This is a genomic window from Ktedonobacter robiniae (assembly GCF_016587375.1).
Taxonomy (GTDB): domain Bacteria; phylum Chloroflexota; class Ktedonobacteria; order Ktedonobacterales; family Ktedonobacteraceae; genus Ktedonobacter; species Ktedonobacter robiniae.
This window is the reverse complement of sequence record NZ_BNJG01000003.1, coordinates 1,755,215-1,781,036: the sequence shown is the minus strand read 5'-3', so window position 1 is coordinate 1,781,036 and position 25,822 is coordinate 1,755,215. Positions and strand designations below refer to the sequence as shown.

At 54.1% G+C, this 25,822-nt stretch carries 22 protein-coding genes; 11 read left to right on the top strand and 11 right to left on the bottom strand.

All coding sequences use genetic code 11. From position 1 onward, the window contains the following. Positions 1–179 precede the first annotated feature (179 nt). Entirely contained in the window at positions 180–677 is a 498-nt protein-coding gene (locus tag JMJ04_RS48295; RefSeq protein ID WP_201375975.1) for a DNA glycosylase AlkZ-like family protein, read from the top strand. Then, complete coding sequence (locus tag JMJ04_RS48290; RefSeq protein ID WP_201375974.1) at positions 674–1,324, top strand: DNA glycosylase AlkZ-like family protein; 651 nt, start codon at positions 674–676, stop codon at positions 1,322–1,324. The genes JMJ04_RS48295 and JMJ04_RS48290 overlap by 4 nt, the downstream gene beginning before the upstream one ends. A gap of 227 nt (positions 1,325–1,551) precedes the next feature. On the opposite strand, the gene JMJ04_RS40195 is transcribed toward JMJ04_RS48290, so the two are convergent. Further along, positions 1,552–2,436: an AraC family transcriptional regulator gene (locus JMJ04_RS40195; RefSeq protein ID WP_201375973.1), complete on the bottom strand. Its 885-nt coding sequence runs from the start codon at positions 2,434–2,436 to the stop codon at positions 1,552–1,554. Between the two features lie 157 nt (positions 2,437–2,593). Between JMJ04_RS40195 and JMJ04_RS40190 the strand changes: the two genes are divergently transcribed. Continuing rightward, positions 2,594–5,836 carry a DUF6788 family protein gene (locus JMJ04_RS40190; protein WP_201375972.1) on the top strand — a complete coding sequence of 1,081 codons (3,243 nt, stop codon included), beginning with the start codon at positions 2,594–2,596 and terminating at the stop codon, positions 5,834–5,836. A gap of 97 nt (positions 5,837–5,933) precedes the next feature. On the opposite strand, the gene JMJ04_RS49220 is transcribed toward JMJ04_RS40190, so the two are convergent. Both JMJ04_RS49220 and JMJ04_RS48285 read right to left on the bottom strand, forming a co-directional pair. Further along, positions 5,934–6,164, bottom strand: a complete 231-nt coding sequence (locus JMJ04_RS49220; protein WP_201375971.1) for an AAA family ATPase — start codon at positions 6,162–6,164, stop codon at positions 5,934–5,936. A gap of 5 nt (positions 6,165–6,169) precedes the next feature. After that, entirely contained in the window at positions 6,170–6,475 is a 306-nt protein-coding gene (locus tag JMJ04_RS48285) for an AAA family ATPase (RefSeq protein ID WP_201375970.1), read from the bottom strand. Between the two features lie 477 nt (positions 6,476–6,952). Between JMJ04_RS48285 and JMJ04_RS40175 the strand changes: the two genes are divergently transcribed. The 3 genes from JMJ04_RS40175 (at position 6,953) to JMJ04_RS40165 (ending at position 9,583) form a co-directional block, all read left to right on the top strand. Further along, a complete protein-coding gene (locus JMJ04_RS40175; RefSeq protein WP_201375969.1) occupies positions 6,953–7,594 on the top strand; it encodes a class I SAM-dependent methyltransferase in 642 nt (213 codons plus the stop codon). Positions 7,595–7,736: 142 nt separating this feature from the next. Next, a complete protein-coding gene (locus JMJ04_RS40170) occupies positions 7,737–8,756 on the top strand; it encodes an ABC transporter ATP-binding protein (protein WP_201375968.1) in 1,020 nt (339 codons plus the stop codon). Further along, positions 8,753–9,583, top strand: a complete 831-nt coding sequence (locus tag JMJ04_RS40165) for an ABC transporter permease (protein ID WP_201375967.1) — start codon at positions 8,753–8,755, stop codon at positions 9,581–9,583. The genes JMJ04_RS40170 and JMJ04_RS40165 overlap by 4 nt, the downstream gene beginning before the upstream one ends. A 118-nt stretch (positions 9,584–9,701) precedes the next feature. On the opposite strand, the gene JMJ04_RS40160 is transcribed toward JMJ04_RS40165, so the two are convergent. From JMJ04_RS40160 to JMJ04_RS40140, 5 genes are all read right to left on the bottom strand, one after another. Next, complete coding sequence (locus JMJ04_RS40160) at positions 9,702–10,157, bottom strand: PNPOx family protein (RefSeq protein WP_201375966.1); 456 nt, start codon at positions 10,155–10,157, stop codon at positions 9,702–9,704. Positions 10,158–10,233: 76 nt separating this feature from the next. Next, positions 10,234–11,112 (bottom strand): haloalkane dehalogenase, encoded by an 879-nt coding sequence (locus JMJ04_RS40155; protein WP_201375965.1) that lies wholly within the window; start codon positions 11,110–11,112, stop codon positions 10,234–10,236. A 269-nt stretch (positions 11,113–11,381) separates the two neighbouring features. Further along, positions 11,382–11,972, bottom strand: coding sequence for a TetR/AcrR family transcriptional regulator (locus tag JMJ04_RS40150; RefSeq protein WP_201375964.1), 591 nt, complete (start codon positions 11,970–11,972; stop codon positions 11,382–11,384). 79 nt (positions 11,973–12,051) lie between these two features. Next, positions 12,052–12,543 carry a nitroreductase family deazaflavin-dependent oxidoreductase gene (locus tag JMJ04_RS40145; protein ID WP_201375963.1) on the bottom strand — a complete coding sequence of 164 codons (492 nt, stop codon included), beginning with the start codon at positions 12,541–12,543 and terminating at the stop codon, positions 12,052–12,054. A 100-nt stretch (positions 12,544–12,643) separates the two neighbouring features. Then, positions 12,644–13,021 (bottom strand): winged helix-turn-helix transcriptional regulator, encoded by a 378-nt coding sequence (locus JMJ04_RS40140; protein WP_201375962.1) that lies wholly within the window; start codon positions 13,019–13,021, stop codon positions 12,644–12,646. Between the two features lie 220 nt (positions 13,022–13,241). Here JMJ04_RS40140 and JMJ04_RS40135 point away from each other — a divergent pair, with 220 nt between their 5' ends. Together JMJ04_RS40135 and JMJ04_RS40130 are read left to right on the top strand one after the other, a co-directional pair. Continuing rightward, positions 13,242–13,931 (top strand): hypothetical protein, encoded by a 690-nt coding sequence (locus JMJ04_RS40135; protein WP_201375961.1) that lies wholly within the window; start codon positions 13,242–13,244, stop codon positions 13,929–13,931. 57 nt (positions 13,932–13,988) lie between these two features. Then, positions 13,989–14,681 carry a class I SAM-dependent methyltransferase gene (locus JMJ04_RS40130; protein WP_201375960.1) on the top strand — a complete coding sequence of 231 codons (693 nt, stop codon included), beginning with the start codon at positions 13,989–13,991 and terminating at the stop codon, positions 14,679–14,681. 363 nt (positions 14,682–15,044) lie between these two features. Here JMJ04_RS40130 and JMJ04_RS40125 read toward each other — a convergent pair whose 3' ends face one another. Then, complete coding sequence (locus JMJ04_RS40125; protein ID WP_201375959.1) at positions 15,045–16,442, bottom strand: pectate lyase family protein; 1,398 nt, start codon at positions 16,440–16,442, stop codon at positions 15,045–15,047. Positions 16,443–17,586: 1,144 nt separating this feature from the next. On the opposite strand from JMJ04_RS40125, the gene JMJ04_RS40120 reads away from it, so the two are divergent. The 3 genes from JMJ04_RS40120 to JMJ04_RS40110 all read left to right on the top strand — a co-directional run bounded on the left by JMJ04_RS40120 (position 17,587) and on the right by JMJ04_RS40110 (position 22,840). After that, entirely contained in the window at positions 17,587–18,606 is a 1,020-nt protein-coding gene (locus tag JMJ04_RS40120; RefSeq protein WP_236038925.1) for an extracellular catalytic domain type 1 short-chain-length polyhydroxyalkanoate depolymerase, read from the top strand. A gap of 92 nt (positions 18,607–18,698) precedes the next feature. Then, a complete protein-coding gene (locus tag JMJ04_RS40115; RefSeq protein ID WP_201375958.1) occupies positions 18,699–20,978 on the top strand; it encodes an extracellular catalytic domain type 1 short-chain-length polyhydroxyalkanoate depolymerase in 2,280 nt (759 codons plus the stop codon). A 218-nt stretch (positions 20,979–21,196) separates the two neighbouring features. Further along, on the top strand, positions 21,197–22,840 hold the full coding sequence (locus JMJ04_RS40110) for an MFS transporter (RefSeq protein ID WP_201375957.1): 1,644 nt from the start codon (positions 21,197–21,199) through the stop codon (positions 22,838–22,840). Between the two features lie 182 nt (positions 22,841–23,022). Here the strand turns inward: JMJ04_RS40110 and JMJ04_RS40105 are convergent, their stop codons facing one another. Further along, positions 23,023–23,685, bottom strand: coding sequence for a response regulator transcription factor (locus JMJ04_RS40105; RefSeq protein ID WP_007909481.1), 663 nt, complete (start codon positions 23,683–23,685; stop codon positions 23,023–23,025). Between the two features lie 7 nt (positions 23,686–23,692). Continuing rightward, positions 23,693–25,813, bottom strand: coding sequence for a sensor histidine kinase (locus JMJ04_RS40100; RefSeq protein WP_201375956.1), 2,121 nt, complete (start codon positions 25,811–25,813; stop codon positions 23,693–23,695). Positions 25,814–25,822: the final 9 nt, after the last annotated feature.

Genomic DNA, 25,822 nt, shown 5'->3' with positions numbered 1-25,822 from the left:
GTCTATTCACCAAGTCTGTAGGATACTGATCTGCTTCCAACACGAGGAAGTCTTCTTTTTTTCTTCAACCCCCTCTTTTGGGCAGAACCGCCGTAATGAGGACACATCCTGACCGCATGAACCAGTACACTGTGATTGAAGATTATGTAAAAGCATTGGTGGGATTGAAAGGAGCGAAGATGAGAGTATTGAAATGGCGCCAGGTGCATACCTGGCGTTTGTCGCAACATGGCCTTGCCCCGCGTTTCTCCTCGCAGGATTTCGTTCAGGCGGTGACACGCACTGGTGGGATTCAGGCACAGGTGATGTCTGCTGCCGAGCTAGCGTTGTGTACCCGTGTGGAAGGGCTCTCTCCACATGATGTCAAAGCTGCGATCTTCCAGGACCACACCCTGGTGAGGACCTGGGCCATGCGTGGCACATTACACTTACTCTCTGCAAGAGAACTCCCTCTGTGTATAGCGGCGCGTGACTGGCAGCATACTGCGAGCTGGTCGAATTATTTCGCTGAGTTCGGCCTCTCAAGAGAGCAACAGGAGGCCTATCTCTTGGCTATCCCGCATGTTTTGGAGCAGGGACCAATGACTCGTCTGCAACTCGCTGACGCTGTTGCGAAGCATACGGGTGCTGCTCGCGTGCGCGACTTGATCCTCTCTGAGAGCTGGGGTCTCCCTTGAAGCCATCGGCCTATCGCGGAGATCTCTGTTTCGGGCCAGGCCAGGGGAAGACGGTCACCTTCATGAACCCCAGAGGATGGATTGGGAAATGGCAGCCAATCGAGCCCAAGCTGGCGCTTCAGGAAATAGCCCGTCGGTATCTGCGAGCATATGGCCCGGCGACCGCAGACGATTTTGCTTTTTGGTGGGGATGTGGGAAAACCCTCGCAAAAAAACTCTTCCAATCGATAGAAGAGGAGTTGGAAGAAGTAGAGGTAGAAGGGTGGCGAGCCTTCGCCCTGCGTGCGACCCTTCCGCTCATCCAAAGCGTTGAACCAGCAGAGCAGATCCACCTGCTTCCCTTATTCGATGCCTATACGATCGGGGCGGCGCCGCGCGGTTGCGAACCCCTACTCGCTCAAGCCTACAAGCGCCAGGTCTTCAACCTTCAAGGGTGGACCTTTGCGGTCATTTTGATCAACGGTTCCATACAAGGAGTCTGGCGCTCTACAATCCGACGCTCGCAAACTGTCATTAAGGTGAACCTGTTCTCCTCACCCACCGCCCCGATCCGAAAAGGGATTGAAACCGAAGCGGAACGGCTCAGTGACCTCTTCGGGAAGAAGGTCTTACTGGAATATGAGTCTCCCTCATCTTCCCAGTTTTAGCGATCTTGGAGCTGGCTCGACAGAGTTCGAGCCATGCTAGACCAGAGAAGAGCATTGGGGCAGCGAATTTACAAGAGGCCGATGATTTTTTTGCCATCACCACGGTGTACATAGACCACTGCAACGAAGTATCGTCTGTAGGGTCCAAGCTGGCTTGGACTCCGAGCGAAGCGACCTGCTCAGCGCCTGCGGGCCGGGCGAGTCCAAGCCAGCTTGGACCCTACAATTTAGCGCCGGTACTGTTTTGGCGAGAGACCAGTGAGACGCTTAAAGTACTGGGCCAGGTGGCTCTCATTGGCGAAGCCCACGCTGTGAGCGATAGAGAGCACAGACCAGTCAGTGGTGGTGAGCAAGACTTTGGCGCGCTCTACGCGACGCTGGAGCACATACTGGTGGGGAGAGAGGCCGGTAGCTTCTTTAAAGAGGCGCGCGAAGTAATAAGGGCTAAGATGAATCTGGGCCGCGAGCTCGGCGAGAGTAAGATCGGTCGCGAGGCGCTCTTCAATATAAGCCTGTACACGTTTGAGATGACGTGAAGGTAAGCGATGGCGCTGTGTTTTTGTGGGCAACTTTACTGAAGAATGCTGCCTTAGCAGATGCAGGATAAAGAGGTTCGTCAAGGAATCGATATATAGCCTACCACCGAGGTCATTAGTATGGAGTTCCCTCAAGAATGCGAGCGCCAGTGCCTCGATCTGGGGATCACTTACGCCAATCTCGTCAATAAGCTCTACGCGTTCGGGATTGAGATCAATCTCGGCGGCAACCCCCTTGAGTAGAGCTGGAGGCAGATAGAGATGCAGGTGGCGCACCTCCTCGGAACTATCCAGGTGCCATGTGCTTGGTGCGCCCGCGGGTAGAATTGTCAGGCTGCCTGTTCCCAGTTGCCCCTGGCGCCCGGCGAGCCGTTCCTGAGCCTCGGTAGCGGCACCCAGATTGATTACTAGCACATGTCTTGCCAGCGCGGGCAGGGCAAAGTCATCATCGGGATGCACGACGTCCGCAATATCAAAACCATTCCAATCCCACCCCCTACTCGACTGTATAATATGTTCTGGCGGCACATCAAAAGCCTGATATGGCCTGGCATCATCATGCTGGAACTTCTTCACGTCTCATGTCTCTCTGCTATAGGAAGACAATGGATTCTCTGCAAATTATATCATGCGATCCTTGTTCATACGTATTACCTAAAAGCAAAGATGTGGTAATATATTGGATGATAGATAATGGCTTTAGGTAATACCGTATTTCCCTAAAGGAGCACACATGCCCAGACAGGCTCCCTACCTCCTGCGTTGGTCTCCTCAAGCACAAAAATATGAACTTCTCGACCAGGGATGCTCTCAATCAGGTGGCCAGACTCTTGAACCTTCCGATCTGCTACATAAGCTGGTTGATATCAGCTCTTTTGCCTTTTACAGCTACACTGGCGCTCACTTTACGGCGCGCAAGGAGAATATTCAACGCAATGGCCCCTACTGGTATGCTTATCGCTCATCCCAGGGTCGAACGAGCAAACGTTATCTTGGCCGCACGGCCGATCTCTCCGTAGGCCATCTAGAAAACATTGCAGAAAGCTTTCTCTCTCCCGCAGATACGCCTATCACCTCCAATGGGCACATGGTTGATAAATCCATAACAGCATCTCAGCACTCCCAACAAGCTTCATCGAGGCAGGATCAGCTATTACTGGATACCAAGTTGCGTCCGCCGCGCCTCCCCCTGGAACTGGTGGAGCGACCACGCTTATTTAAGCGCCTCGATAGCTGGTCAGCATACAAGCTCACGTTGCTTATCGTGCCCGCTGGCTCGGGCAAAACGACGCTCGTCACCTCCTGGCTTGCGCAAAATGACTTCCTATCTGAGGCGGCCTGGGTCTCGCTAGATATGAATGATAATGATCCGGCTCGCTTCTGGCGCTATGTCCTGCGCGCTTGCCAGGGATGGCACTCCCTTCCCGAACCATATATTCTTCCTCTAAACCTCCCTTCACCTCAAACAGGCATCGCGGCGCGTCCCTTCGAAGAGCTACTCATTCCTTTCCTCAACGAGGTGGCACAACACTCTCAACATCGCCTGCTTGTTTTAGAAGACTACCATGTCATCACTGAGGCAAGGATTCATGAGACGCTTGACTTTCTCCTCGCTAATCTGCCTGAGACACTGCATATTCTGCTGCTGACACGCACAGAGCCTCCACTCTCGCTTACTCGCCTGCGCTCACGAGGCGAAATCAGTTCTATTTATGCCAGTGACCTGCGCTTCTCACCCGAGGAAACGGCTGCATTCCTCCAGCCGATTATTCCAGCATCACCCTCTACGCAACTCCTGGCTACGCTCGATACGCACCTGGAGGGGTGGGCCGCCGGATTACGCCTGCTCGCGCTCTCCTTGCAGGGGCACAAGACACAGGCCCAGATAGAGCATATCCTTACCACCTTTCGCGGCAATCATCGCTCCATTCGGGATTATTTTGTCAGTGAGGTCCTCCAGGCTCAGCCCGAGCCGCTGCAAGACTTCTTGCTACGCACGAGTATCCTGGCGCGCTTAAGTGTTCCTCTCTGTCTGGCTGTCACCGGTCAGCAAGAGAGCGCGAGCCTGTTAGAAAGTATTGCGCGGGCCAACCTCTTTCTGGAGGCCCTCGATGGCACAGGCGAGTGGTACCGCTATCATGCCCTCTTCGCCGAGGCGATGCAGCATGAGGCGCGCCTGCGCCTGGGCGAGGATGAACTACGCACACTATATCAGAGAGCCAGCCACTGGTTCTCAGAATATGACCTGCTTACAGAAGGCATTGAAGCAGCATTTAAGGCTAAGGATAGCGAGCTGGCCGCGAGATTGATAGAGCAATATATAGAGGCCATGCACGTACAGGAATTTCGCGAGTTTCACACTCTGCGCCGCTGGCTCACGCAGCTACCCGAAAAAACACGTCAAAGCTCTCCCCAACTCTGTTTAAGCTATGCTGTAGCACTCATTTTTGGTCGCGACGAGCAAGAGGAACCAGATCCATTCCTCGTGGAACAACTAGAAACACTGTTGCAACTGGCTGAAGAAGGCTGGCACGTACGTAAAGATCTTCCCCATCTTGGACAGGTCTTCGCCTTTCGTGCTCTTTTCTCCTATCAACAAGGCAAGCGCGAGCAATCTGTAAGTTGGGCCAGGCAGGCCCTGGCCTGGCTCCCAGCAACAGAGCCTTTATGGAGAGGCATGAGCCTAGTGGTTCTGGGAATCGAAGCCCTGCAAACAGGTCGACTCAACGAGGCTAGGCAGTTCATTGCGGAGGTCGGCAAGTGCTGGCAAGTTCTCCATAGCTTGCACATTCTAGATGGCATTACGCTTTTTACAGGCATGATCTGCTATGAAACTGGTGAACTACGCCAGGCAGCCCACCAGTTTGAACAGCTTTCTTATAAGAGAACTATCCTTGAAGATGGCCCTGTCGCCCTTGCCGCGCGCCTTGGTCTGGCCCAGGTCCTCTATGAGAGGAACGATCTCGACGGTGTACAACGCGAGCTTCAGGCATTCTCAGCCCTGGCCCAAAACTTTCCGATGGTCCCCCAGGACTTCTTCCAGCCATTGGTTGAGCTACTTATGGCACGGCTGGAGCATGCCCAGGGAGAAACCGATCAGGCTATAGAACGCCTGGCCAATGCTCTAGCTCAGGTGCACAGCACCCCGGAGGGCCTGCCTCTCTACTTCTATCATGAGGCACGTAGCTGGCTTGTCCAGCTCTTTCTCTCGCAGGGAGATATCGCCACAGCGCATTACTGGTTCCAATTCACGCCTCATCCAGGTACCGGCGCCACAACTACATCTTCCGAACCATATTTACTGCCTGCACCAGGGGAGATCGCTATGCAAGAACACCCTTCAGAGAGTATGCAAGCATCACCAGATATGCTTGTCCTGGTGCGCGAACAGAGCGTACTCCTCATGGCACGCCTGCACCTTGCTCAGGATGAGTATGAGGCCGCGCTGCATCTCCTAAACATCCTACTTTCCGCAGCTCAGCAGGCTGGCCGGGGACGACACGCCCTGCAAATAAAATTACTGCTGGCCCAGGTCTACGCAGCTCATAAGCAACTCCCCCAGGCACATCAAACCCTCCTGGAAGCGCTCAAGCAGGGGCATATTGAGGGTTACCGGCGCACATTCCTTGATGAGGGCGAAAGGCTTGTGCCTCTCCTGCGCAATATACTTCCTCATCTACATATTCAACCACTGCGAAACTATGCACGCCAACTCATTCAGGCCTTTTCACAACACGATGCCAACCAGTCCATCGTTGTGCCCCCCGTCTTTGAACCGCTCTATGAGCCACTGACGAGCCAGGAACAGCGAGTGCTACGCCTGCTGGCAACAGGTCGCTCCAACCCTGAGATCGCCCGCGAACTGATTGTCTCCGTCAATACCATCCGCTCCCAGGTCCAGAGCATCTACCGCAAACTGCAAGTCAATAACCGCCACGCAGCCAGTGAGCTTGCCCGCCAGCTGCATCTCCTTTAAGTCTTCAAAAACAACCATTATGGTTATCTGATGTTTCTCACATAAATCCCAGTGAGACGCAATCCTTGAAGAAGAGGCAGAACAGCAGGCCCTTCCATCAGCAACTCCTCATCCATGTCATAATGCGATGGACTCGCTGCGAAATGGCTTCAGGAGCCACTTTTATCAAGTGATAGCCCAAAGAGGTATAGATTTCTGCATGGATCTTCTCGAAAAGGAGAGACTCTTCAAAAGTGATTTTTCTTGCCTCAGTGGGCTGGCAGAACCCAAGATTTTCGAGAAAGAAGACCTGCCTCTGGTAAATGTTCTCGCGCTCAATTCTCTCCATTTCTTCTAACAGACAAACAGAGGGGGATATCCAAGATATCTGCTCAAGGCAAAGGCACAAATTGGCGAACGGTCGTACACTTGCAGTTCATCAGGACACATTCCTGTTTCTATTTGCCTCTGTTTTTGGAGCTGGATAATCTTATCAATAAAGTCAGCCTGCATCCACGGCTCAAGATTGCCACGCCTATGCTCAAGGGCAATTACATCGGTTGCGGCTTCCTCCACCACCGAATATCCCTGGCTTTTCAACGCATGCAGAATTGAGGTTTTTCCTGAGCCTGGCGTGCCAGTGAGAATGTATCGCTTCATAGAAGAGCTCCCTTCATGAAATGTTTCAAATACAACAAAACTTCTTTTTTGCTTTCTATACGAATTCCAAAACCATAGCTACGCTGGTGTGCTCGCTTATAGAGCGTCATCTCAACAAGAGGAAAATTTCATATGAAAAGAAGAGGTGCTTATACTACTTTGAGGAAACAGGGCGAACGCGGTGCGTCCTGTTTTGTCGAGAGTGGAGAGAGAGGAACTCCGGCGTGAAATTCTTTCTTTTTGGGATTTATATCATTTCACTGGTCTCCGCTTCCAGAGAAAGCAGGCGCCGACCATTTCGCACCAAAGTTGTGTATGAATCAGGTATGCTGAGAAACGACATTACCCATGCTAGTTTATGCAAATAACCATAAAGGATGATGTAGAATATCCCTCTTTACATTACACTATACACGGGTTGTAATTCTTCCAGAAGGTGAGCATCAATATCTTAAGCTGAAAGCGAGGTTGCCAGGCATGAACCAGGAGCGTCTCTCTACACCTGCACCTTTACGGCGTCTCTTCGCCTCCTATTATGAGCGTATGTCGCAAGGTGCAGCAGAGAAAGCCTATATGGAGCCGTTGCGTAAGAAAATTGTCGGGCAGGCTGCAGGACTGGTGCTCGAAGTGGGGGCGGGCAACGGCCTGAACTTCGCCTGCTATGATCCCGAGTTTGTTGAGCGCGTAGAGGCAACTGAGCTTGATAGCTCGATGCTGAGCTATGCACGCACACGCGCCCAAAGCGCACCCGTGTCTGTTACCCTCACGCAAGCCAACGTTGAGCAACTTCCCTTCACCGATGCATACTTTGACAGCATCGTTTGCACACTGGTCTTCTGCTCCGTCAATAATCCCCTACGTGGCCTGCAAGAAATGCGCCGCGTCCTCAAACCTGGCGGCCAGCTCCTCATGATAGAGCATGTGCGCGCCCAAAAACGCATGCTCGCCCTGGTACAGGACTTGATTACTCCCCTTACCAGGCTCCTGCTGGGCAATTGCCACTGGAACCGCAGCACGGTACAAACCGTCCAGAAGGCTGGTTTTCAGGATATACGACTTGAATACCTCACGCCCGTAGGCGAGTTGATGCCCCTGGTGATAATACTGGCCAAAGGCTAATAGCATAACTCTTCAAACAAAAATCATCCCTCGCATCGTCTTGATGGATGATGCTCTTTCATCCTATTTATCGCTATACTCAAAACAAGTCAATCGCGCAGGGGAGATAGATGTACCCCTCCATGGAAAGGTTCGATAAGATATGACTCAAGAGACACTTGTTCCTATCGATACAAGCCATATCCCTCACTCAATAGAAACACCTATCATCAGCGTTGAGAACCTGGTAAAACGCTATAAAAAGGCGACAAAGAATGCCGTCGACCAGATCTCTTTTTCGGTTGCGCCCGGCACACTTTTTGCCCTGCTGGGCCCCAACGGCTCCGGCAAAACCACAACCATCTCCATGCTGACCACGACCCTGGCTCCCACGTCTGGTACCATACATATCGCGGGCTATGACCTGGCAACACAGGCTCACCTGATTCGTAGCCAGATCGGCATTATCTTCCAGAAGCCCAGTCTCGATCTTAATCTGACCGCTGAAGAGAATATACGCCTGCATGCGACCCTCTATGGTCTCTACCCTTACCGACCCCTGTTTCGCCTGATGCCAAAGACTTACCGCGCCCAGGTACAGGAGCTGGCTCATCTCCTGGGCATCGAAGAAAGCCTCTTCAAACCCGTCAAGACGTTCTCTGGGGGCATGAAGCGCAAGCTCGAAATCGTCCGTAGCCTGCTTCACCGTCCCGAGGTCCTCTTCCTGGACGAGCCTACCACCGGGTTGGATCCGGAGAGTCGGCGCGAGCTATGGGATCATCTACGCCAGGTACGCGCTGAGAGCGGGACCACCATCTTTCTTACCACCCACTACCTGGAAGAGGCCGAGGGGGCCGATAACATCCTGATTATCAATCGCGGTCAGATTGTTAGCGCGGGCAGCCCTCAGCAGATCAAAACCAGCCTGACACAGCCTATGCTCTTCATCGACGCACACGAGCGCGAGCAGCTACGCGTGGAGCTACACGCGAAAAATATTGATTTTAAAGAAGATGGACTCTTCTCTATCGCCCTTGAAAACCAGCAGGTACACCAGCTCCTCAAGAGCATCGATACACCCTTGAGCATGGTCCAAACCCATACCCCTTCGCTAGAGGATGCCTATATCCATATCATTAAACAAGAATATATCGAGGAGCAAACGGAGGAACACACAAAATGACCAATCCCGTCATTCATCCTGCTAGAGAGCAACGAAGTAACGTCTCTCGCAACTGGAATGCTATCCTGACCATCGCTGGGCGCGACGTCATGCGTTTCCTACGCGACCCGATACGCCTGGTCTTTACCCTCATTTTCCCCATTATTCTCGTTGGCGGGCTGGCAGGTCCCCTTCAGGGCAATTTTGGGAAAGCGGCGGGCTATAATTTGATTACTTTTAGCATGACTGGTTTGCTCGCCATGTCGCTCTTCCAGAGCACGATGAGCGGCCTGGTCTCACTGATCGAGGACCGAACGAGCGATTTTAGCCAGGAACTCTTTATCGCCCCCATCTCGCGCTATACCATCATCTTTGGCAAAATCTTTGGTGAGTCACTTGTCGCCCTGGTACAGGCAGTCATTCTCGTCCTGCTGGGCGCTCTCCTCTTTGGTGTTCCGCTCTCGCTCACCAGCCTGCTCCTCGTCATACCCGTCTCATTGATAATCTGCCTCTTTGGCGGCGCGTTTGGCGCTCTGCTCACCTCGCTCTTCAGCGATCAGAGGGCAGCGAATATGATTATGCCCTTTCTCCTGTTCCCACAATTCTTCCTCTCAGGCATCTTTCTGCCCATCCGTGGACTTCCCTGGTACCTGACCCTTCTCTCAGAGATTACACCTATGCGCTACGCAGTGGACCTGGTCCGCGGCATCTTCTATGCGGGCAGGCCAGAGTACAATCAGATCGTCCTGCTCCACCCGCTCATAAACCTGGCCATTATCGCGATTCTCTTCACCATCTTCCTCGTCAGCGGCACCATCCTCTTTGTGCGCCGCGAGCGCAACCGTTAAAATCAAATTTGGTATAGACGAAACAATCATGGCTGCGCGCAGCCATGATTGTTTCATGGGGAGAAGCAGTCTTGCGAGTCTCCATGCCTGATCGAGATGCACTCTGCGTTGATCCAGCTTAGGAACGCGCAGCCTGCGTCTTCTCAAAGCCTCCATCTCCCATGTCGGCGCCTCTCTCATCCAGCACAATTTCATACACCGCCGTTTTCTCGCCAGGATATTTGCGGTCGAAGACGATCCCGAAGAAACGACCTACGATGCCGATACGCAACATGCCTCGCGCGCGCTTGGCCTCCTCGGCATACAGACGGCGCACGGTGCCTTCAATCGCCGGACCAAGCGCCTCCCCTTTGCGGTTGCCAGGCGCGAGGGTGACGTGTGAATTATGGGCGAGGCGCTTGACCTTCCAGGTACCCGCTGGCGTCATAAAGTAGAGTTTGCCGTCCGAGGCGACCGTGCCTACTGGGGTGCCGATGCCTGTGCCGTTGCGGCGGAAGCTGGTCAGCAGGGTCGTATGACCTTTTCCAGGAGCAGTCAGATACTCTCGCGTGGTATGAGTCGTTTTTTCGCTCATGATCTGTCTCTCTTTCTTGTGATCGTCTGCTCGGCGTTTTCTGCTCGTTTCCAGGAAACGCCGAGCAAACATGTCTCTATGCCAGGGTTTGCAGCCAGGTCGCAATGGCTGTACCGATTTCACCGGGCGAATCTTCTTGCAAGTAATGGCTGCCTTTGACGGTCACTTCTGCCTGCGCCCGCCATGTGCGACAGAACTCCCGCGCCGCCCGCGTCGCCGTTCCCGGATTATTGTTGATATATAACTTCGGGACATCGCTTTGGGCCAGCCACTCCCCATAGGCCGTGACCAGTTCAATCATGTCCGCACGCTCATCATCAATGGGTGCCTGACGGGGCCAGCTCAGCATGGAACGACGTCCCTCGCCTGCTTCAGTAAAAGGGCGGCGATATTCCGCCAGTTCTTCCTCACTCAGCTCGCGTAACACGACGCGCGGCAGGAGGTGTTCGATGAACACATTGTCTTCGAGCACCATGCGCTCACCCGCGTTGGAACGGAGGGCTTTCCAGATGTCACGAGTGAACTCCGGCCAGGTTGCCCAGCTGTATGGTCTGGCGATCGGTTCCATATACACCAACCCCTTGACCACCTGACGATGACGATTCGCCCAGTCAAAGCCGAGGGCCGATCCCCAATCATGGAGAACAAACGTGATGTTCTCGCGCACCTCAAGTGCCTCAAGCAACTGATCTAGATAGCTGCGGTGCTCGAAGAAACCATAGGAGCCAGGGCCACTGTTGTGCAGCTTGTCAGAATCGCCCATGCCAATCAGGTCCGGAGCAAGGCAGCGTCCCAGCCCTTGCAGGTACGGAATAATATTGCGCCAGACATAGGAGGAGGCGGGATTGCCATGCAGGAAGACAATCGGATCGCCCTCACCAGCTTCGATATAGGCCATCTGATGTCCCAGCACGGTTTGAGAGCGTTTCTCATACGGAAAGGCGGCACTAATCATGCCTGATTCTCCTTCTTTTCAGCCGATGCGACCTGCAAACCAGGGAGGGTAGATAACTCAATCATCACCGCGTAAACCGCTATGGTTCTCACTGTTTGTCCCTTGCACGAAAAAGTTTGTGCGAAGATCGTCATCAATGTATCTCCTTGTTTCCAGATGCTGTTCGAGAGTGAGAAAAGCCCTCACCAAATGTACCTGTCATACATTCGTCCTGTTGATCGGTTGAAGCATTTATTGCTCTCACAGAGAGAACCCTTTTCATTCCCTGCTCAGGAAGGGGTGTTGCCAGCCAGCAGCCCTTGCACCAGTTCCTCAACAAACTGCTGATCTGTTTTGTGAAACGGATCGAAGCCCAGGAATTGCTGGTTAAAGACCCTTTGAAAACAGGGACCCAGCAACAGGGTCGCTATAGTCAAAGAGGGAAGGTGCCGCCCAATGCGTTCCAGGCGCTGCTCCTCCTCAAGATAGGCTGCAAACCGTTCAAAAACGTTGTGTGGGCCCATACCCAACGGTAAGGTCGTGGCACGAAACTGGGCCAGGAGCTCCTTGTCAGCCAGGAAGGAGACACCCATGGGAAGCAGTTGCTCATAGTAGTGAAGAACTGCCAGCGCGAGCGCGATAAGGTTCTCGCGGACGGTTGCGGTGCCTGCCCGGTGCGTCTGGAACACCTCGTGGAAGGCCGGCAGGTGCTCGGCCATGAGAGCAAAGAAGATGTCTTCTTTATGGTCGAAATGCCGGTAGAGCGCGCTTTCGGAGAGGCCGACCGCGCGTGCGATCTCCTTGGTGGTCACATGTGCCGAACCTTTCAAGAGCAGCAGCTTTTCAGCGGCCTCCAGGATTTTCTCTCGTGTTTTTCCCATGCTTCTTTCTCCATGTGCGTGAGTGTTCACTAACATGATAGGTCAGAGATGAGGGTCTTGTCAAGAAGTGGGGTCAACCTTATGAAAACAAAGCCTTTCTTTCCGGAGTATTTTTGTAAGCATGGGGCTGCTCTGAGAAACTTTTCACCAAGAAAACAGGGTGCTTCGATACCTCACGCTCAAATTCTGCAAGCGAGGAGTCTGCTGTGACATCGAAGTAAGCCAGAACAAAAGATGGAGCTCCGATCAGGCTTCTTTTGAGGATGGGAGCTGCTTCCTGAGCATTCACCTCGAATGCAGAGACACGCTCGGTGTGGCGACCACGTGTCAGTGTGGCCTCGCCTGCCACGCGCAGATTGCGCACCCAGTTGACGACGCCGTAGGGCGCGGTCAACCAGCGCTGGCCATCGTATTCAACGAGCGCTACCGGTATTGTATGAGGCTGCCCGCTTTTGCGCCCACGTACCGTGAGCAGGGTCATATTGCCCTTCTTCACACCGGCCCGCAGCAGAAACGTGTTGATATTGCGGCCCACGCGGAAGAAAAGTGTTGGGCGAAATGTTTTTGCCATGAGATGCTACCTTACCTCCTTCTCCATATGTGTGTGAATGTTCACTAACATAGTGTAGCCAGAGATGGGGAACTTGTCAAGGGAGGCAATGCAGCCAATCTCACACACGAATACCATGATCTTCCATGTTGTCACTCAACTGCCAATACTCGATGTTGTTTTGCTCGCAGTACCACTCTCCCCAGGCATGAATCTGGTAGACGATTGGTTCCAGGCTTCGTCCCGACTCGGTGAGTGAGTATTCCACCTTTGGAGGGACCTGAGCGTAGACCTGCCGGTGAATGATTCCTGCCTGCTCTAGCTCCCGCAATTGGAGGGTGAGCATTTGTTGGGTCGTCGCAGGAATGAGCCTGCGTAACTCTCCGAAGCGTTTGGTTCCGTTGAGCAAACAATAAACAATCTGCAATTTCCATTTTCCTCCAACGATCGAAAGCGTCACTTCGACCGGACACCCCGCCGTTTTCTGCTGCTGTTTCATGAGATGCACCTTTCTATAGTATGATTTTCTAGACTACCTCAAATTATTTTGCGTACTTGTTTCTTTCACTGTTATCCGTTATTTTGATTGTAGCAGGATGTGGGAAGCATAACAAGCGAAGCCAACTTTCACTGTTATCCGTTATTAAGATCACCTTCTCTCATCCTGAACTAAACTGTCTCCTCTCTCAAGAAGAACAAGCATAGAAAGAACTGGTAGTATGTACAACACCTACCCAGCGAGCTTCACTCGCATGACACGTCTGTTAGCGGGAGTCAGTATCCTCCCTGCGCTTTTCCTTCCTTTTTATGAGGCTTTTCTCCATGGCGGACGACGCGCCATGGAGATCAACCCGCGCGCTGCTGCCTATATGGCAGCCCATATGATAGGAGCCTACTGTACCATCCTGGCCGGTTTTGGGCTGATCGCCATCTACCTGCGCTACCATGAGCGTATGGGCAGGGGCGCGCCCCTCAGCTTGATTCTAGCTCTCCTTGGGCAAATCTCGTATGCAGGCCTCCTGTTTATTGATGGGTTCTTCAATCCCCTTTTTGCGCATTTTGATCCCGCGCTGCAAACCCAGTTCCATTCGCCTGACTTCTTTCAAGCCGTGGCACAGAGTCCTCTGCTTCAGAGCTTCGGGATCGCCCTCTATACTCCCTTCCTGATGTCTCTCCTCCTTATCATTGGCTATGGGTTCCTGGGGATTCTTCTCCTGCTAAAACGCATCTTCCCCTGGCCTATTGGAGTACTGTTTCTCGTCGGTGGGGTAATTCTGGGCATTGACTTGATGGTGCCGATGTGGATCGAGATAGCCGGGTATGCGGCTGAAGGGCTGGCAATTGCCTGGAGTGCTTTGCTCATCTTGCGCGAGAGCCAACCCATTGCTCATGCCGAGTTTGTTGCATAAAGGCTGAGGTCAGAATGTCTTAGCGAATGTCTCTGAAACCTGAAAGGAGCAAGATCTATGCAATCATTCATCCATCATCATAAGGAATCGAGCGAGGCGTCGTCTAAAGCGACACAAGGACATGTCATTGATTTGGGCTGGCGTTACGATCTGATGCTGTGGTGGCAAAATATCCTGTCGCGTGGTAAGTGGCAGGAACTTCAGCAACACATCGCCGACTTGGCCCAGTTTCAACCAGGAGAAACTGTGTTGGATGTTGGGTGCGGCACCGGGACACTGGCAATCATCGCGAAGCAACACGTGGGTGCGGTGGGCCGCGTGTCTGGCATTGACCCCGGGCTGAAGCAGATCACTCGCGCGCGTTCCAAGGCGGAGAGAGCGGGCCTCTCTATTGACTTCCAGGTTGGCGTGATCGAACAGCTTGCTTTCGCCGACCAGTCGTTCGATGTTGTTTTGAGTACCTTTATGATGCACGTTATGCCTGATGATCTCAAGCGTCAAGGACTCGCTGAAATAGCCCGCGTTCTCAAACCGGAAGGGCGTCTGCTGGTGGTCGATTTCAGGCGCCCGCAGGAGCATGAGGAGCAATCTGAGCGACCTGTCCATACAGGTCCCTGGCAGAGTGGAGTTCAAGATCAGCCTGCCTTGATACAAGAAGCAGGATTCTTGCAGATAGAAAGCGGGGAGATCGAAACTGGGACGACAAAGCTGCCCGAAGTTGGTTTTGTCAGAGCGCGAAAAAATCAATAGCCTGTTTCTTAAAGATCGAGTTGCATGAGCTTTCCCCTACTGCCCAATACAATGAGAGGGGGATGTCTAGGATGATCTGCAAGGACCATTCACGGAAAGTGCGGGAGACCCAGTTCTTGACATTCTGCCTCGCCAGCGGCAATATCCCGGACCTGATTCAGATGGATATGTCCTACGTCGCTCAGTATGTTTTAGCTATTGGGATAGACTGCGCAGGTCCGGCGCCTGCGGGGTTGCAGAACATCAGACACTCTCTGAAGAGATAGGCGGCGCGGATACCCTCCAATCTGGAGGGTATCCGCGCCGCCTATCTCTGTCCTATGCTTGCCGACTTACCGCCATAAAATCACTTTTGCCATCCTGCTATATGGTGATAGGACCAGCAAAGAGCAGCACCAGGGCGGGCACGGCGAAGGTGGGATCAATTGCCAGGTGATACTGCGGCGTCCAGCCAACGTCGCCGCTGAGCGTTGGTGTATTGATGGCGTTGTAGGCTGCCAGCAGATCTGTTGGTGTGCCATTCACAATATCTCCCTCGGTATGGATCGCAGTCCCTTTATAATTCCCGATGATGTTGCCCGCTGCAAAGCCGGAGGGCAGCACATAGTAATTGTTCTGCGCGTAGATCTGGGACGAGGCGCCCACGCCGAGCGCGTAAAGTAAGTTCGGGTTTGTCCCCTCATCGTAGTAGTTGTCGTAAACATGCACCTGGCCGTAACGCACACGCGGCAGACGCTGGATCGTACCCACGAACTCGTTGTGGTGAATGGTCACGCGCAGCTTGCCCACATCATAGGTTGGGCTATCAGTCGAACCTATGAGCATGGTCTTGTCATGATTGGTGAAACGGTTCCACGAGACCGTCACCAGGTCTGCTCCTTTCGTTATGTCAAGTTCACCATCGTGCTGTTCATACTCACGTCCGAAGTACAGCGGCTCCTGGCTATCGGACAAGCTGCCATCGCTAAACGAATCGTGATCTATCCACACGTGCATGGCATTATTGAGAATAGAAAGGTTATCGAACGCAGAGTTCCAGTTGCCGGTCGAGCCATCGGTCGGGTCCCACTGGGGAAAGCAGTCGAAAGCGTTCTCGAACTGAAGATTGCGCACAATTATATTGTTGACCTTGCTGATCATAAAATTCGCGCCGACGATACGTGCGCCAGATCCAACGCCAATAATGGTCGTATTGGAGGGAATGAAGATTTCAACGCGTTTGGTCTGATTATTTTCAGAGTCATGGCGGGCCGTCTCCAGGGGGCCGCTCGGCTTCGTTGTGCGTCCCCAGGTCGCTGGATCGTAGGCCTGGAGATAGGCCGCAAGCGAATAGCCGCCCGTGATATAGTCGTCGCAGGTTAGCGGATTGCCCGAGTCGTCCTCGTTGCCATTGATTACCCCTTTGACATAAATAATCTTTGGGGTCGCATCCGCCCCGGTATTGTCGCCTCCCAGAGCCTGGACAAGCTGCTCGCGATTGGTCACAGTATAGACCTGGGCAGGAGCGGCATTCGCGCCGCCAGTTGTCCCGCTATCGACGGAGGCCCAACCATCGTTCTGCGGCAACGTCTGGCGGCCAGGATTCAGCCCAAAGTTCAGCTTCGCGGTAACGTCAGCGCTGACTGCGCCGCTAGTAGCGGCGCTGCTCTTCACCTGCGCCGCGCGAGCGTTCGAGGCTCTGAAAGCCAGTGGAACGCTTGCCAGAAGCAGCGCGATGAGCACACAGCTTGGAATGAGATACTTTTTGGGGTGAAATCGCATACTCAATCCTCCATGATTGGTTCTCTCCATCCTGCCCTTTCAGGAGAAGGGAAACAGTGATGGGAATTGCGAGGGCAGAGGTTTCTGCCCTCGCAATTCTTTGTGTCCAGAGAGGTATGATAAGTCAACAATAAGATAGGATGTACGCTCATGCACTTTATGAGCTATTTCTCTCCTGCCTGACCTCCTTTTTGCTTTTTGAGGAAGGTATTTCTCTATTAATTGTGATCGGTCACACAAAGTATACTCACAATTTCCACGAAAATCAATGGTTATAGAGTGATAGTAATGCTTCAAAGGGCATTTTAAGGGCAGGCTAATAAAAATACTGGGGCATTTCTGTGTGATCGGTCACAATTCAGAGAGGGCAGCACAGGCGTTCTGGAAAAGTGTTGTGGGCACAGTGAGCCAAACCTCCGATGCGAAAGAGAAGAAATTCGTCTGAAGAAGAGGAGTCTCAATCGAGCCATCCCGCGGAGCCAGAAGTTCTCGTTCCTGCCACGATCCCTTCTCAAGCTGAACAATCACGACTAGCTCGGCGGGAGCCGCGCCTGGCAGTCTTCAATCAAGTCCAGGAGTTGTATGCACAGGGGTGGAGTGGTGCTTCCAGAGAGGACATTCTAGATAGCCCACTACATTCCAAAAATAAAAACAGAGCAGAGGGCATATTTCTTGGTCCCCGTGCTCTGTTTTATAGAAACTGCACAAGCAAGCAAGTCACGCGACCTACCAGTGTGCATCACACCCGAGAAGAGAAAGCAACTAGTGCTTCAGGCCTCTCTTCTGGGAGGTGCGCAACAATGTGCTGCTTGTGCAGCGACTAGGTTCATACATTATTCACACCACCTCCTTTCGTTGTTAGTAGTGTATCATCCCAATATATAATTGTCAACCCAGCAAACAGGCAATTTTCCTCTGCAAAAGAGAAATCACTATTTTCTAATCTTTTCTCTGCCATACCCTCACATGTATATCTTGACAAAGAGCTTTTCTATCTGGTATATGATAAGTGATTCACTTGTCATGTTTGCTTCATGAATATAGTTTGTTGTATTGTTCGTGGGATAGCTCAACCGATCTTTTCCTCAGGGCGGATACTGCCCGGCGATCAGGCACAGAGGAGTGTCTGAAGGAGGTAACACGGATGTTTCATTATGCAAAGATCACAAAGATCATGGTTGGCCTTGTAGTGCTTAGCTTCAGTCTCTTGCTTCCCCTCTCTACAGGCACGGCCCATGCCAGTGGCGGCGCATGGCACCTCTACACCTACTCCAACGCCTTTCAAGGCAGCCGCAACTACTATGTCTATACTCCAGCTAATTATCAGCCAGGCACTTCAGTTCCCATGATTGTCATGCTGCATGGCTGCACGCAGACGCCACAGGATTTCGCGGCGGGAACCCAGATGAACCAGCTGGCAGACCAGCACCAGTTTATCGTCGTCTATCCACAGGAGCAGTACATCAATAACGCCTCGCTCTGCTGGAACTGGTTCCTCTCCGTCAATCAATACCGCAATAGTGGCGAGGCTGGGATTATTGGCGGTATTACGCAGGCTGTGGAGCAAGATATCAGCGATTGGAGAATTGATACTCATCACGTCTATCTCGCTGGCATATCGGCAGGCGCGGCTATGGCCTCCAATATGGGCGCGACCTATCCTGACCTCTATGCGGCCATCGGCATCCATTCCGGACTTGAGTACCAGGCCACCACCAATGCCTATGGCGCGGCCTACGCTCAACTCTACGGTGGACCCAATCCGACCGGCCAGGGAGACGCTGCCTACAATACCATGGGCAGCTACGCCCACGTAGTCCCCGTCATTGTCTTCCATGGCACCTCTGATGCCGTCGTTAATCCCATCAATGGCAATCAGGCCGTTCAACAATGGATGCGGACGGATTACGACGCCTCCGGCGGCTCTTACAACGCCAGCTTTTCCTCCCCCTCCAGTACCACCAATGGGCAGGTCTCTGGCGGTCACTCCTACACCATCAGGCGCTGGAACAACTCCAGTGGGCAGGAGATCGAAGAGTACTGGACCATCAATGGCATGGGCCATGCCTGGTCAGGTGGCAGTAGTTCTGGCTCCTATACCGATCCCGCTGGCCCCAGCGCTACCCAGGCCATGTATACCTTCTTCATGAGCCACTCACGTTAAACAGCTCCCTGGCTTCGTACACAAACAGAGCCTACCAATTCTGTCACTCCAGATCAGTAGGCTCCCACAAGACCCTTAAGGGGATACATGTCATGTCCAGATTATGCAGATACACCGCCGTCCTGGTTCTACTTATGCTTGGCCTGGCCCCCTTCACTCCTCATGCTCACGCCAGTAGTGGAACCTTCCAGCAGTATACCTATAATGGCTCCACCGGTAGCCGCCCTTATTATGTTTACACACCCGCGAATTACCAGGCAGGCACCACAGTCCCGCTCATCGTGATGCTGCATGGCTGCACGCAAAATCCTACCGATTTTGCCAATGGCACACAGATGAACGCCCTGGCGGACCAGAAACAATTTATTGTTGTCTATCCCCAGCAAACGAGCAGTTACAACTCAAGTGATTGCTGGAACTGGTTCCAGACAGCCGACCAGGCGCGGGGAAGCGGCGAGCCGGCGATTATTGCCGGGATTGTTCAGACGGTTAAACAGGCTACCTCCCAGTGGAGCATCGATCCTAATCGCGTCTATGTCGCGGGAATGTCTGCCGGCGCGGCCATGAGCGTCATTATGGGGGCGACCTATCCCGATATCTTCGCCTCTATCGGCGTTGAGTCTGGACTTGAATACCAGGCCGCCACCTCGCTTACCGCCGCCTCGACCGCGCAAACCCAGGGAGGTCCTAATCCAACCCAGCAAGGGCAGGCGGCCTATAACGCCATGGGGAGCGCCGCGCGCGTCGTGCCTACCATCGTCTTCCACGGCACCAGCGACTATACCGTCTATCCCGTCAACGGTGATCAGATTGTGCAGCAATGGATGCAGACTGACCACCTGGCCTCTAACAATACGTATAATGCGAGCTTTAATAGTCCCTCAACCTCGACCAACGGCCAGGTCTCCGGTGGTCGTTCCTATACCGTCCAGACCTGGAACGATACCAATGGCAATGAGGTCCAGGAGTACTGGAAGATCAATAGCATGGGTCATGCCTGGTCGGGCGGAAGCAGCAGTGGCTCCTATACCGATCCGCAGGGACCCAGCGCTACCCAGGCCATGTATACCTTCTTCATGAATCATCCCCAGGGACAGGCCCCAACAGTAAGCGTCTCGCCAGCGGGCGGCACCTATAACGGTTCCGTACAGGTCACACTCACAGCCAGCCCTACCAGCGCGACGATCTACTATACCACCAATGGCTCAACGCCCACTACCAGTTCAACTACCTACAGTGGTCCGCTGACCTTCACGCAAACAACCACGTTGAAGGCCATCGCCGTTGCTAGCGGACGCACAAGCACCGTGGCTACCCAGACTTATACCATCAATGCCACAGGTCCAACCATTACCGCCTCGCCCTCGGGCAGCACCTTTGGTGGTCCCGTGTCGGTCAGTCTAAGCTCAAACGAGAGCAATACAACCATTCACTACACCACTGACGGCTCGACGCCTACTGCTTCGTCCGCCACCTATAGCGCGCCACTCCGCCTTACGCAAACCACGACCCTCAAATACTTTGGCGTGGATGCCAGCAACAATACAAGCACGGTCCAGAGCCAGGTCTATACCATAACCGCTATTCAGGTCACAGCCAGCCCGCCAGCAGGAACCTATAGTGGTCCCCAGAGCGTCGTGCTCAGCTTGAATATGCCCGGCACGATCTACTATACCTCTGATGGCTCGACCCCAACCACTAGCTCGACACAGTACAGTGGACCGATCAAGGTTACAAGCTCAGAGACACTCAAGTTCTTTGGCAAGGACCAGGTAGGCAATAGCGGTCCTGTGCAATCCCAGGCCTATACGATCAATGCACCGCCGACGCATACCATTATCCTCAAATCTATCACCACTGAAGATGGCTACATCTATCCCAATGATGGCATTCCCGTCGGATCGCTGGCCTATCTCCAGGCCGGCTCAACGCCCTTGAACCAGGCGGAGATAAGCATTCTCTCCTTCGATACGAGCCAGATCCCGGCTGGTTCAACCATTGTCAGTGCTACCGTGACATTGTACCGCTACGATCCCTACTACTACCTGGGCGATCTTGGCTCCATCAGCCTGGATATCTCGCCCACTGGTGGCTTTAACAACAATAACGCCCTGGAGCAGGCTGACTACAACGCCACGTCGGGCCAGACGAACATTGGCTACTTTACTGTCGTACCCACGCAAACGAATCAGGCAACCACGGATACTCTCAGCCAGAGCGCCTTAGCTTATATCAATCTCAGTGGCCATACCCAGTTCCGCGTCCATTTCCAGTTGCCCACCAGCAACAACAACCAGTCAGACGTGATGGATTTTTACAGCGGCGATTCAGGAGGTACCTATGTCCCGGTCCTGAGCGTACAGTACCAGTAGTGACTTCATAGCTCCTTCCCCCAGTAGCCGCGTACGCCAGTAGCGGGTATCAGCCCGCTACTGGCGTACGCGGCTACTTCCCCCTGGTAGATGATACAATGAGAGCATAGATGCAGTCTGGTAGCTATACCAGCGTTGCGTCAGAATTGCTTTTGCGCATCACTACGAAATTTATATAGAAGGATACAAATATTTTGCCAGGGGAACGAGAAGAACTCATGCCAAACTTTATGAAAGCACCATGTGACGAAGGTGTAATCCGTTCTGCTCCCAGAACACAGCCCTGCACGCCCAATGTTGGCGTATGGGTTCTTGTCGCCACCATCCTCGGATCAAGCATGGCCTTTATCGATGGTTCCGTTGTCAATGTAGCGTTACCCTTTATCCAGAAAGAGCTAAACGCTACCGCCAGCGATGTGCAGTGGATTGTCGAGGCCTATTCGCTTTTCCTCGCCTCTCTCATCCTTGTGGGAGGCTCGCTGGGCGACCGCTTTGGACGGCGGCGTATCTTCGGCCTGGGCATTACCATCTTTATCCTGGCCTCGCTCTGGTGCGGCCTGGCCCCCAACGTGCCGCAATTAATCCTCGCACGCGCCATTCAGGGCATCGGGAGCGCGTTACTCGTGCCCGGAAGCCTGGCTATTATCAGCGCGTCATTTAGCGATGAGCAGCGTGGGCGCGCCATAGGCACCTGGTCCGGCTTTACAGCCATTACCTCAGTTGTGGGTCCGGTTCTCGGGGGACTCTTTATTGAGTACGCCACCTGGCGCTGGATCTTCTTCCTCAATGTTCCCCTGGCAGTGATCGTGCTGATTGTGCTCTTCTGGCGTGTTCCGGAGAGTCGCGACGAGAGCGCCACAGGGCGACTGGACTGGTGGGGTACATTCCTGGTCACCTTCGGGCTGGGAGCGCTTGTCTACGGACTGATCGAGGCTGGCTCGCTCGGCCTGGGCAATATTACGGTACTGGGTATGCTGGCAGTTGGCATTGTGCTCCTCTGCGCCTTCCTGCTGGTCGAGGCACGCAGCGCAAGCCCGATGGTTCCGCTCACGCTCTTCCACTCGCCCACCTTTAGCGGTACCAATATCCTTACCTTCTTGCTCTATGGCGCCCTGGGCGTCCTGACCTTTTACTTGCCCTTCAATCTGATTCAGGTGCAGGGCTATCCAGCTGTCTTCGCGGGCGCAGCCCTGGTCCCCTTTGTCCTGATGCTCTTCATCTTCTCACGCTGGACTGGTGCCCTGGTCAATCGCTTTGGCGCGAAACTGCCGCTAGTCGTGGGACCCACGATCACTGGTCTTGGCTTTATCCTCTTCTCCCTGCCAGGCGTTGGGAGTGGAGCCGCAAGCTACTGGACTACCTTCTTCCCCGCCGTCATTGCTATGGGCGCGGGCATGACTATCACCGTCGCGCCCCTGACCACCGCTGTCATGGGTTCCGTTGATTCGCGTCACTCCGGCGTCGCCTCTGGCATTAATAACGCCGTTTCGCGCACTGCTGGCCTACTAGCCATCGCGATCCTTGGCCTCGTGGTCCTGGCCGTCTTCAACAGTAACCTGGATCAGCACCTGGCAACACTTCACCTCTCGCCCACGGTACAAGCAGCGATTGACGTCCAGCGCTCCAAACTGGCGGGCATCAGCATTCCAACAGAGGTAAGTGGCGCGAACCAGGCCGCTCTCAAGCGCGCCATCAATGAATCCTTCCTGAGCAGTTTCCGCCTGGTCGCCTGGGTCTGCGCGGGCCTGGCCTTCGCCAGCGCTCTCAGCGCCCTCTTCCTGGTGGAAGGCAAGCCAGCACCACAAAAGCAGGTGGCAGACGCCTCAGCCCAGCCAGCGCCAGGTGCGACTCGAGAAGCCTGATTTGCACCTGATCTTTCCCCTTCCATGCTTGATGCAAGGGCGACAAATTGTCAAGATTTTTAATAATCCACCCATTTAATTATCAAATTTACAACCCACCCACCTCAAAAAACAATACGCTCCTCGTATTGTTTGAAAAATAATATGATGCTGTTAAAGTAATTTTGGGGAGCCTCTCTTGCCTATGTCCCCCAACCAGCTTCTCGAGCGCGGATAATAGCCTGGGCGCGCGTGGCAACCTGGAGTTTGCTGAAGATATTAGAGACGTGATTGCGCACGGTTTTAGGGCTGAGCACGAGGCGCTCGGTGATCTCGCTGTTGGTAAGGTGCTGAGCAATCAAGGCGAGGATCTCTTGTTCGCGTTCGGTCAGTTCAGGGAAAGCCTGGGCAGGGGGCGCGGGCAGGGGTGCGGAAGGTTTGAGCATGGCAAAGTAGGACATCAGGCGTTTGGCGATGGTAGGCCCGAAGATGGCCTCTCCCTGGCTCACGCCGCGAATGGCGCGCAGGATTTCGGCCTTGAGCGCGCCTTTGAGAAGGTAGCCACGCGCGCCAGCCTGCAGAGCGGCGAAAACGGAGTCATCGTCTTCAAACATAGTCAGCACGAGGATGCTGATGTGCGGGCTGGAAGCAAGGATGGAGTGTGTCGCCTCGATGCCATTGCCATCGGGCATATGCAGGTCCATCAAAATAACGTCAGGCTGTAGGTCTGCAACCCTGGCAATGGCCTCTCTGCCTGTAGCGGCCTCGCCAACAGTTTCGATGTCGCCTTCCGAGCGCAAGAGCGCGCGCAACCCTTCGCGAAAGGGTGCGTGATCATCGGCAATCAATACGCGAATTGGCTCCATAACTCGATTACTCCTGCTGTTTTGTTTCAAGTGGCAGAACCACGTTTACACGGATTCCACCCGATGGCACGTTCTCCACGCTGCAAGAGCCGCCCAGCTCAACAGCTCGCTCGCGCATAGAGCGGATGCCTACGCCCAGCGAGGGCTCGGCGGGCAGACCGCACCCATCGTCCCTGATCGCCAGGTTGAGCGCATCGTCACAGTCCAGCTGGATCAGACACGAGCGAGCGCCCGCATGGCGCATGACGTTGGTGAGCGCTTCCTGAATAATCCGATAGGCCGCGACCTCGACCGCGGCAGAAAGCTCTGGCAGGCGTGAAGGCGCGTCGATAGTCACGCGCAGGCCGGTATGCTCGTAGTGCATGATCTGAGCCCGCACAGCGGCGATCAGGCCAAGGTCATCGAGAGCCGGCGGGCGCAGATCATAGACCAGGCGGCGGATATCGCTAATGGCCGTCTGGGCCTGCTTGACCAGGCTTTCCAGCAGGAATACGGCCTGGTCAGGTTCCGTTGAGATGGCATCGCGGGCCGCTTCGGCCTGGAGCGTGATCGTGGCGAGGGCGGGACCAAGTCCATCGTGAAGATCGCGGCGTAGGCGACGGCGTTCCTCTTCACGAGCCGTCACAAGTTGCGTGCGAGATTGCTGTAAATCGTCAGTCAGGAGCTGGAGGTCGGTGGTGAGGCGAATGGCGTGCGCGGCGATGCCCGCCTGGCGCGCCAGGTCATTCAACAACTGGCGATCAGCGGCTGAGAATGGTTCGGCCGGTCCACGAGGCGCGAGAATGAGTTCGCCAATCTGCTCACTCTGGTAGGTAAGCGACAGAGAAAGAGGCTTCTCTCTCAGTTCGCCATAGGATGCTGTGGTCAAGAGTTCGCTCCCCTCTTTCAAGGCGATCGCGACATAGGGCAACTTGAGCGCCTGGGCAACTGTCTCCACAATTGTTGGCAGAACTGTTTCGGGGGCCAGCGCCGCTTCCAGGCGGCTTCCCAGGCGCGAAATAACTTTGTATGGATCGTTGCGTTCCCCATACAGCAGGCGATTGACGACCTGCTGGAGACGTTCGCGCAGCGGCTGAAAAAGGACCGCGACCAAGCAGGTTGCCAGCAGCGAGATAAGCAGGTTGCCGCTGGCTTGCAGCAATGCGCCAAGCCCGACAACGACCAGGACGTAGAGGGCGACCACGCAGGCAGTGAGTGCGCCATAGACCAGTGCGCGTTTGATGATGATATCGATATCCCACAGACGCGAACGCAGGATGGCAACGCCGATGGAGAGCGGGATAAGCGAGAGAAAGACGTAGAGCAGGCTACCCCCAATCAGGTCGGGAATGATCGGCAGCGGGATCACCGATGCCACGATTATCAACGAGAGAAAGCCCAGCAGAGCCAGGGAGAGGCCGAAGACCACCCATTTCGTTTGACGGCGCTGCTCGGACGTTGAGACGCGCCGGTAGCGATAGATTTGCGTGGCTACTACGCTCAGCAGCAGGCCAAGAAAGAAGACAAAATCCAGGCCAGAGTTGGCGATAACCGTGCCCAGAATCAGAGTTTTGATAGCCCAGTAGACCACCCAGATCAGTGCGAGCCAGCGTACCCAACGCGGAGCAAATGCTCCGCTGGGAAACAAGTAGAAAAAGAGACCGATGCAACAATTGCCGAAGAACGCCATCACGAGGGCCAAAACATAGAGAAACAGAGAGGCCGAGGGGTCCGGATTGAAGCCGCGAAAGACCGAACCAAAGGTCACCAGAGTCAAGGAACCTAAGAGCGCCATCCAGTCATCAGCTTTGAGCCAGAAGATTATCACGCCGATTGTAACATAGACCACCTCAAGGAAAATCGAGAGTCCGACACCCAGAGCGCCATAAAAATCGAGAGAGAGGCCCAGGTGTGCGAGCTGGCGCGCCTGGTTCAGCGTGAGACCGCTGCTGCTGCATTCGGCGGCGGAGGGACAGATGATATGGGCGGCAGCGAAAGCGTCCGGGATGCTCGCGGCAAAAGTGATCAGCGACGCAGCAACCAGGAACAGCCAGAAGATTCTGGCAACCAGGAGCGGCCTGCCCTGCAAATGTGATATTGTGCCAGGCTGCCTTGAAGGCAGGACCTGGCGCGATGATGGTTGAGTCATATTTATCCT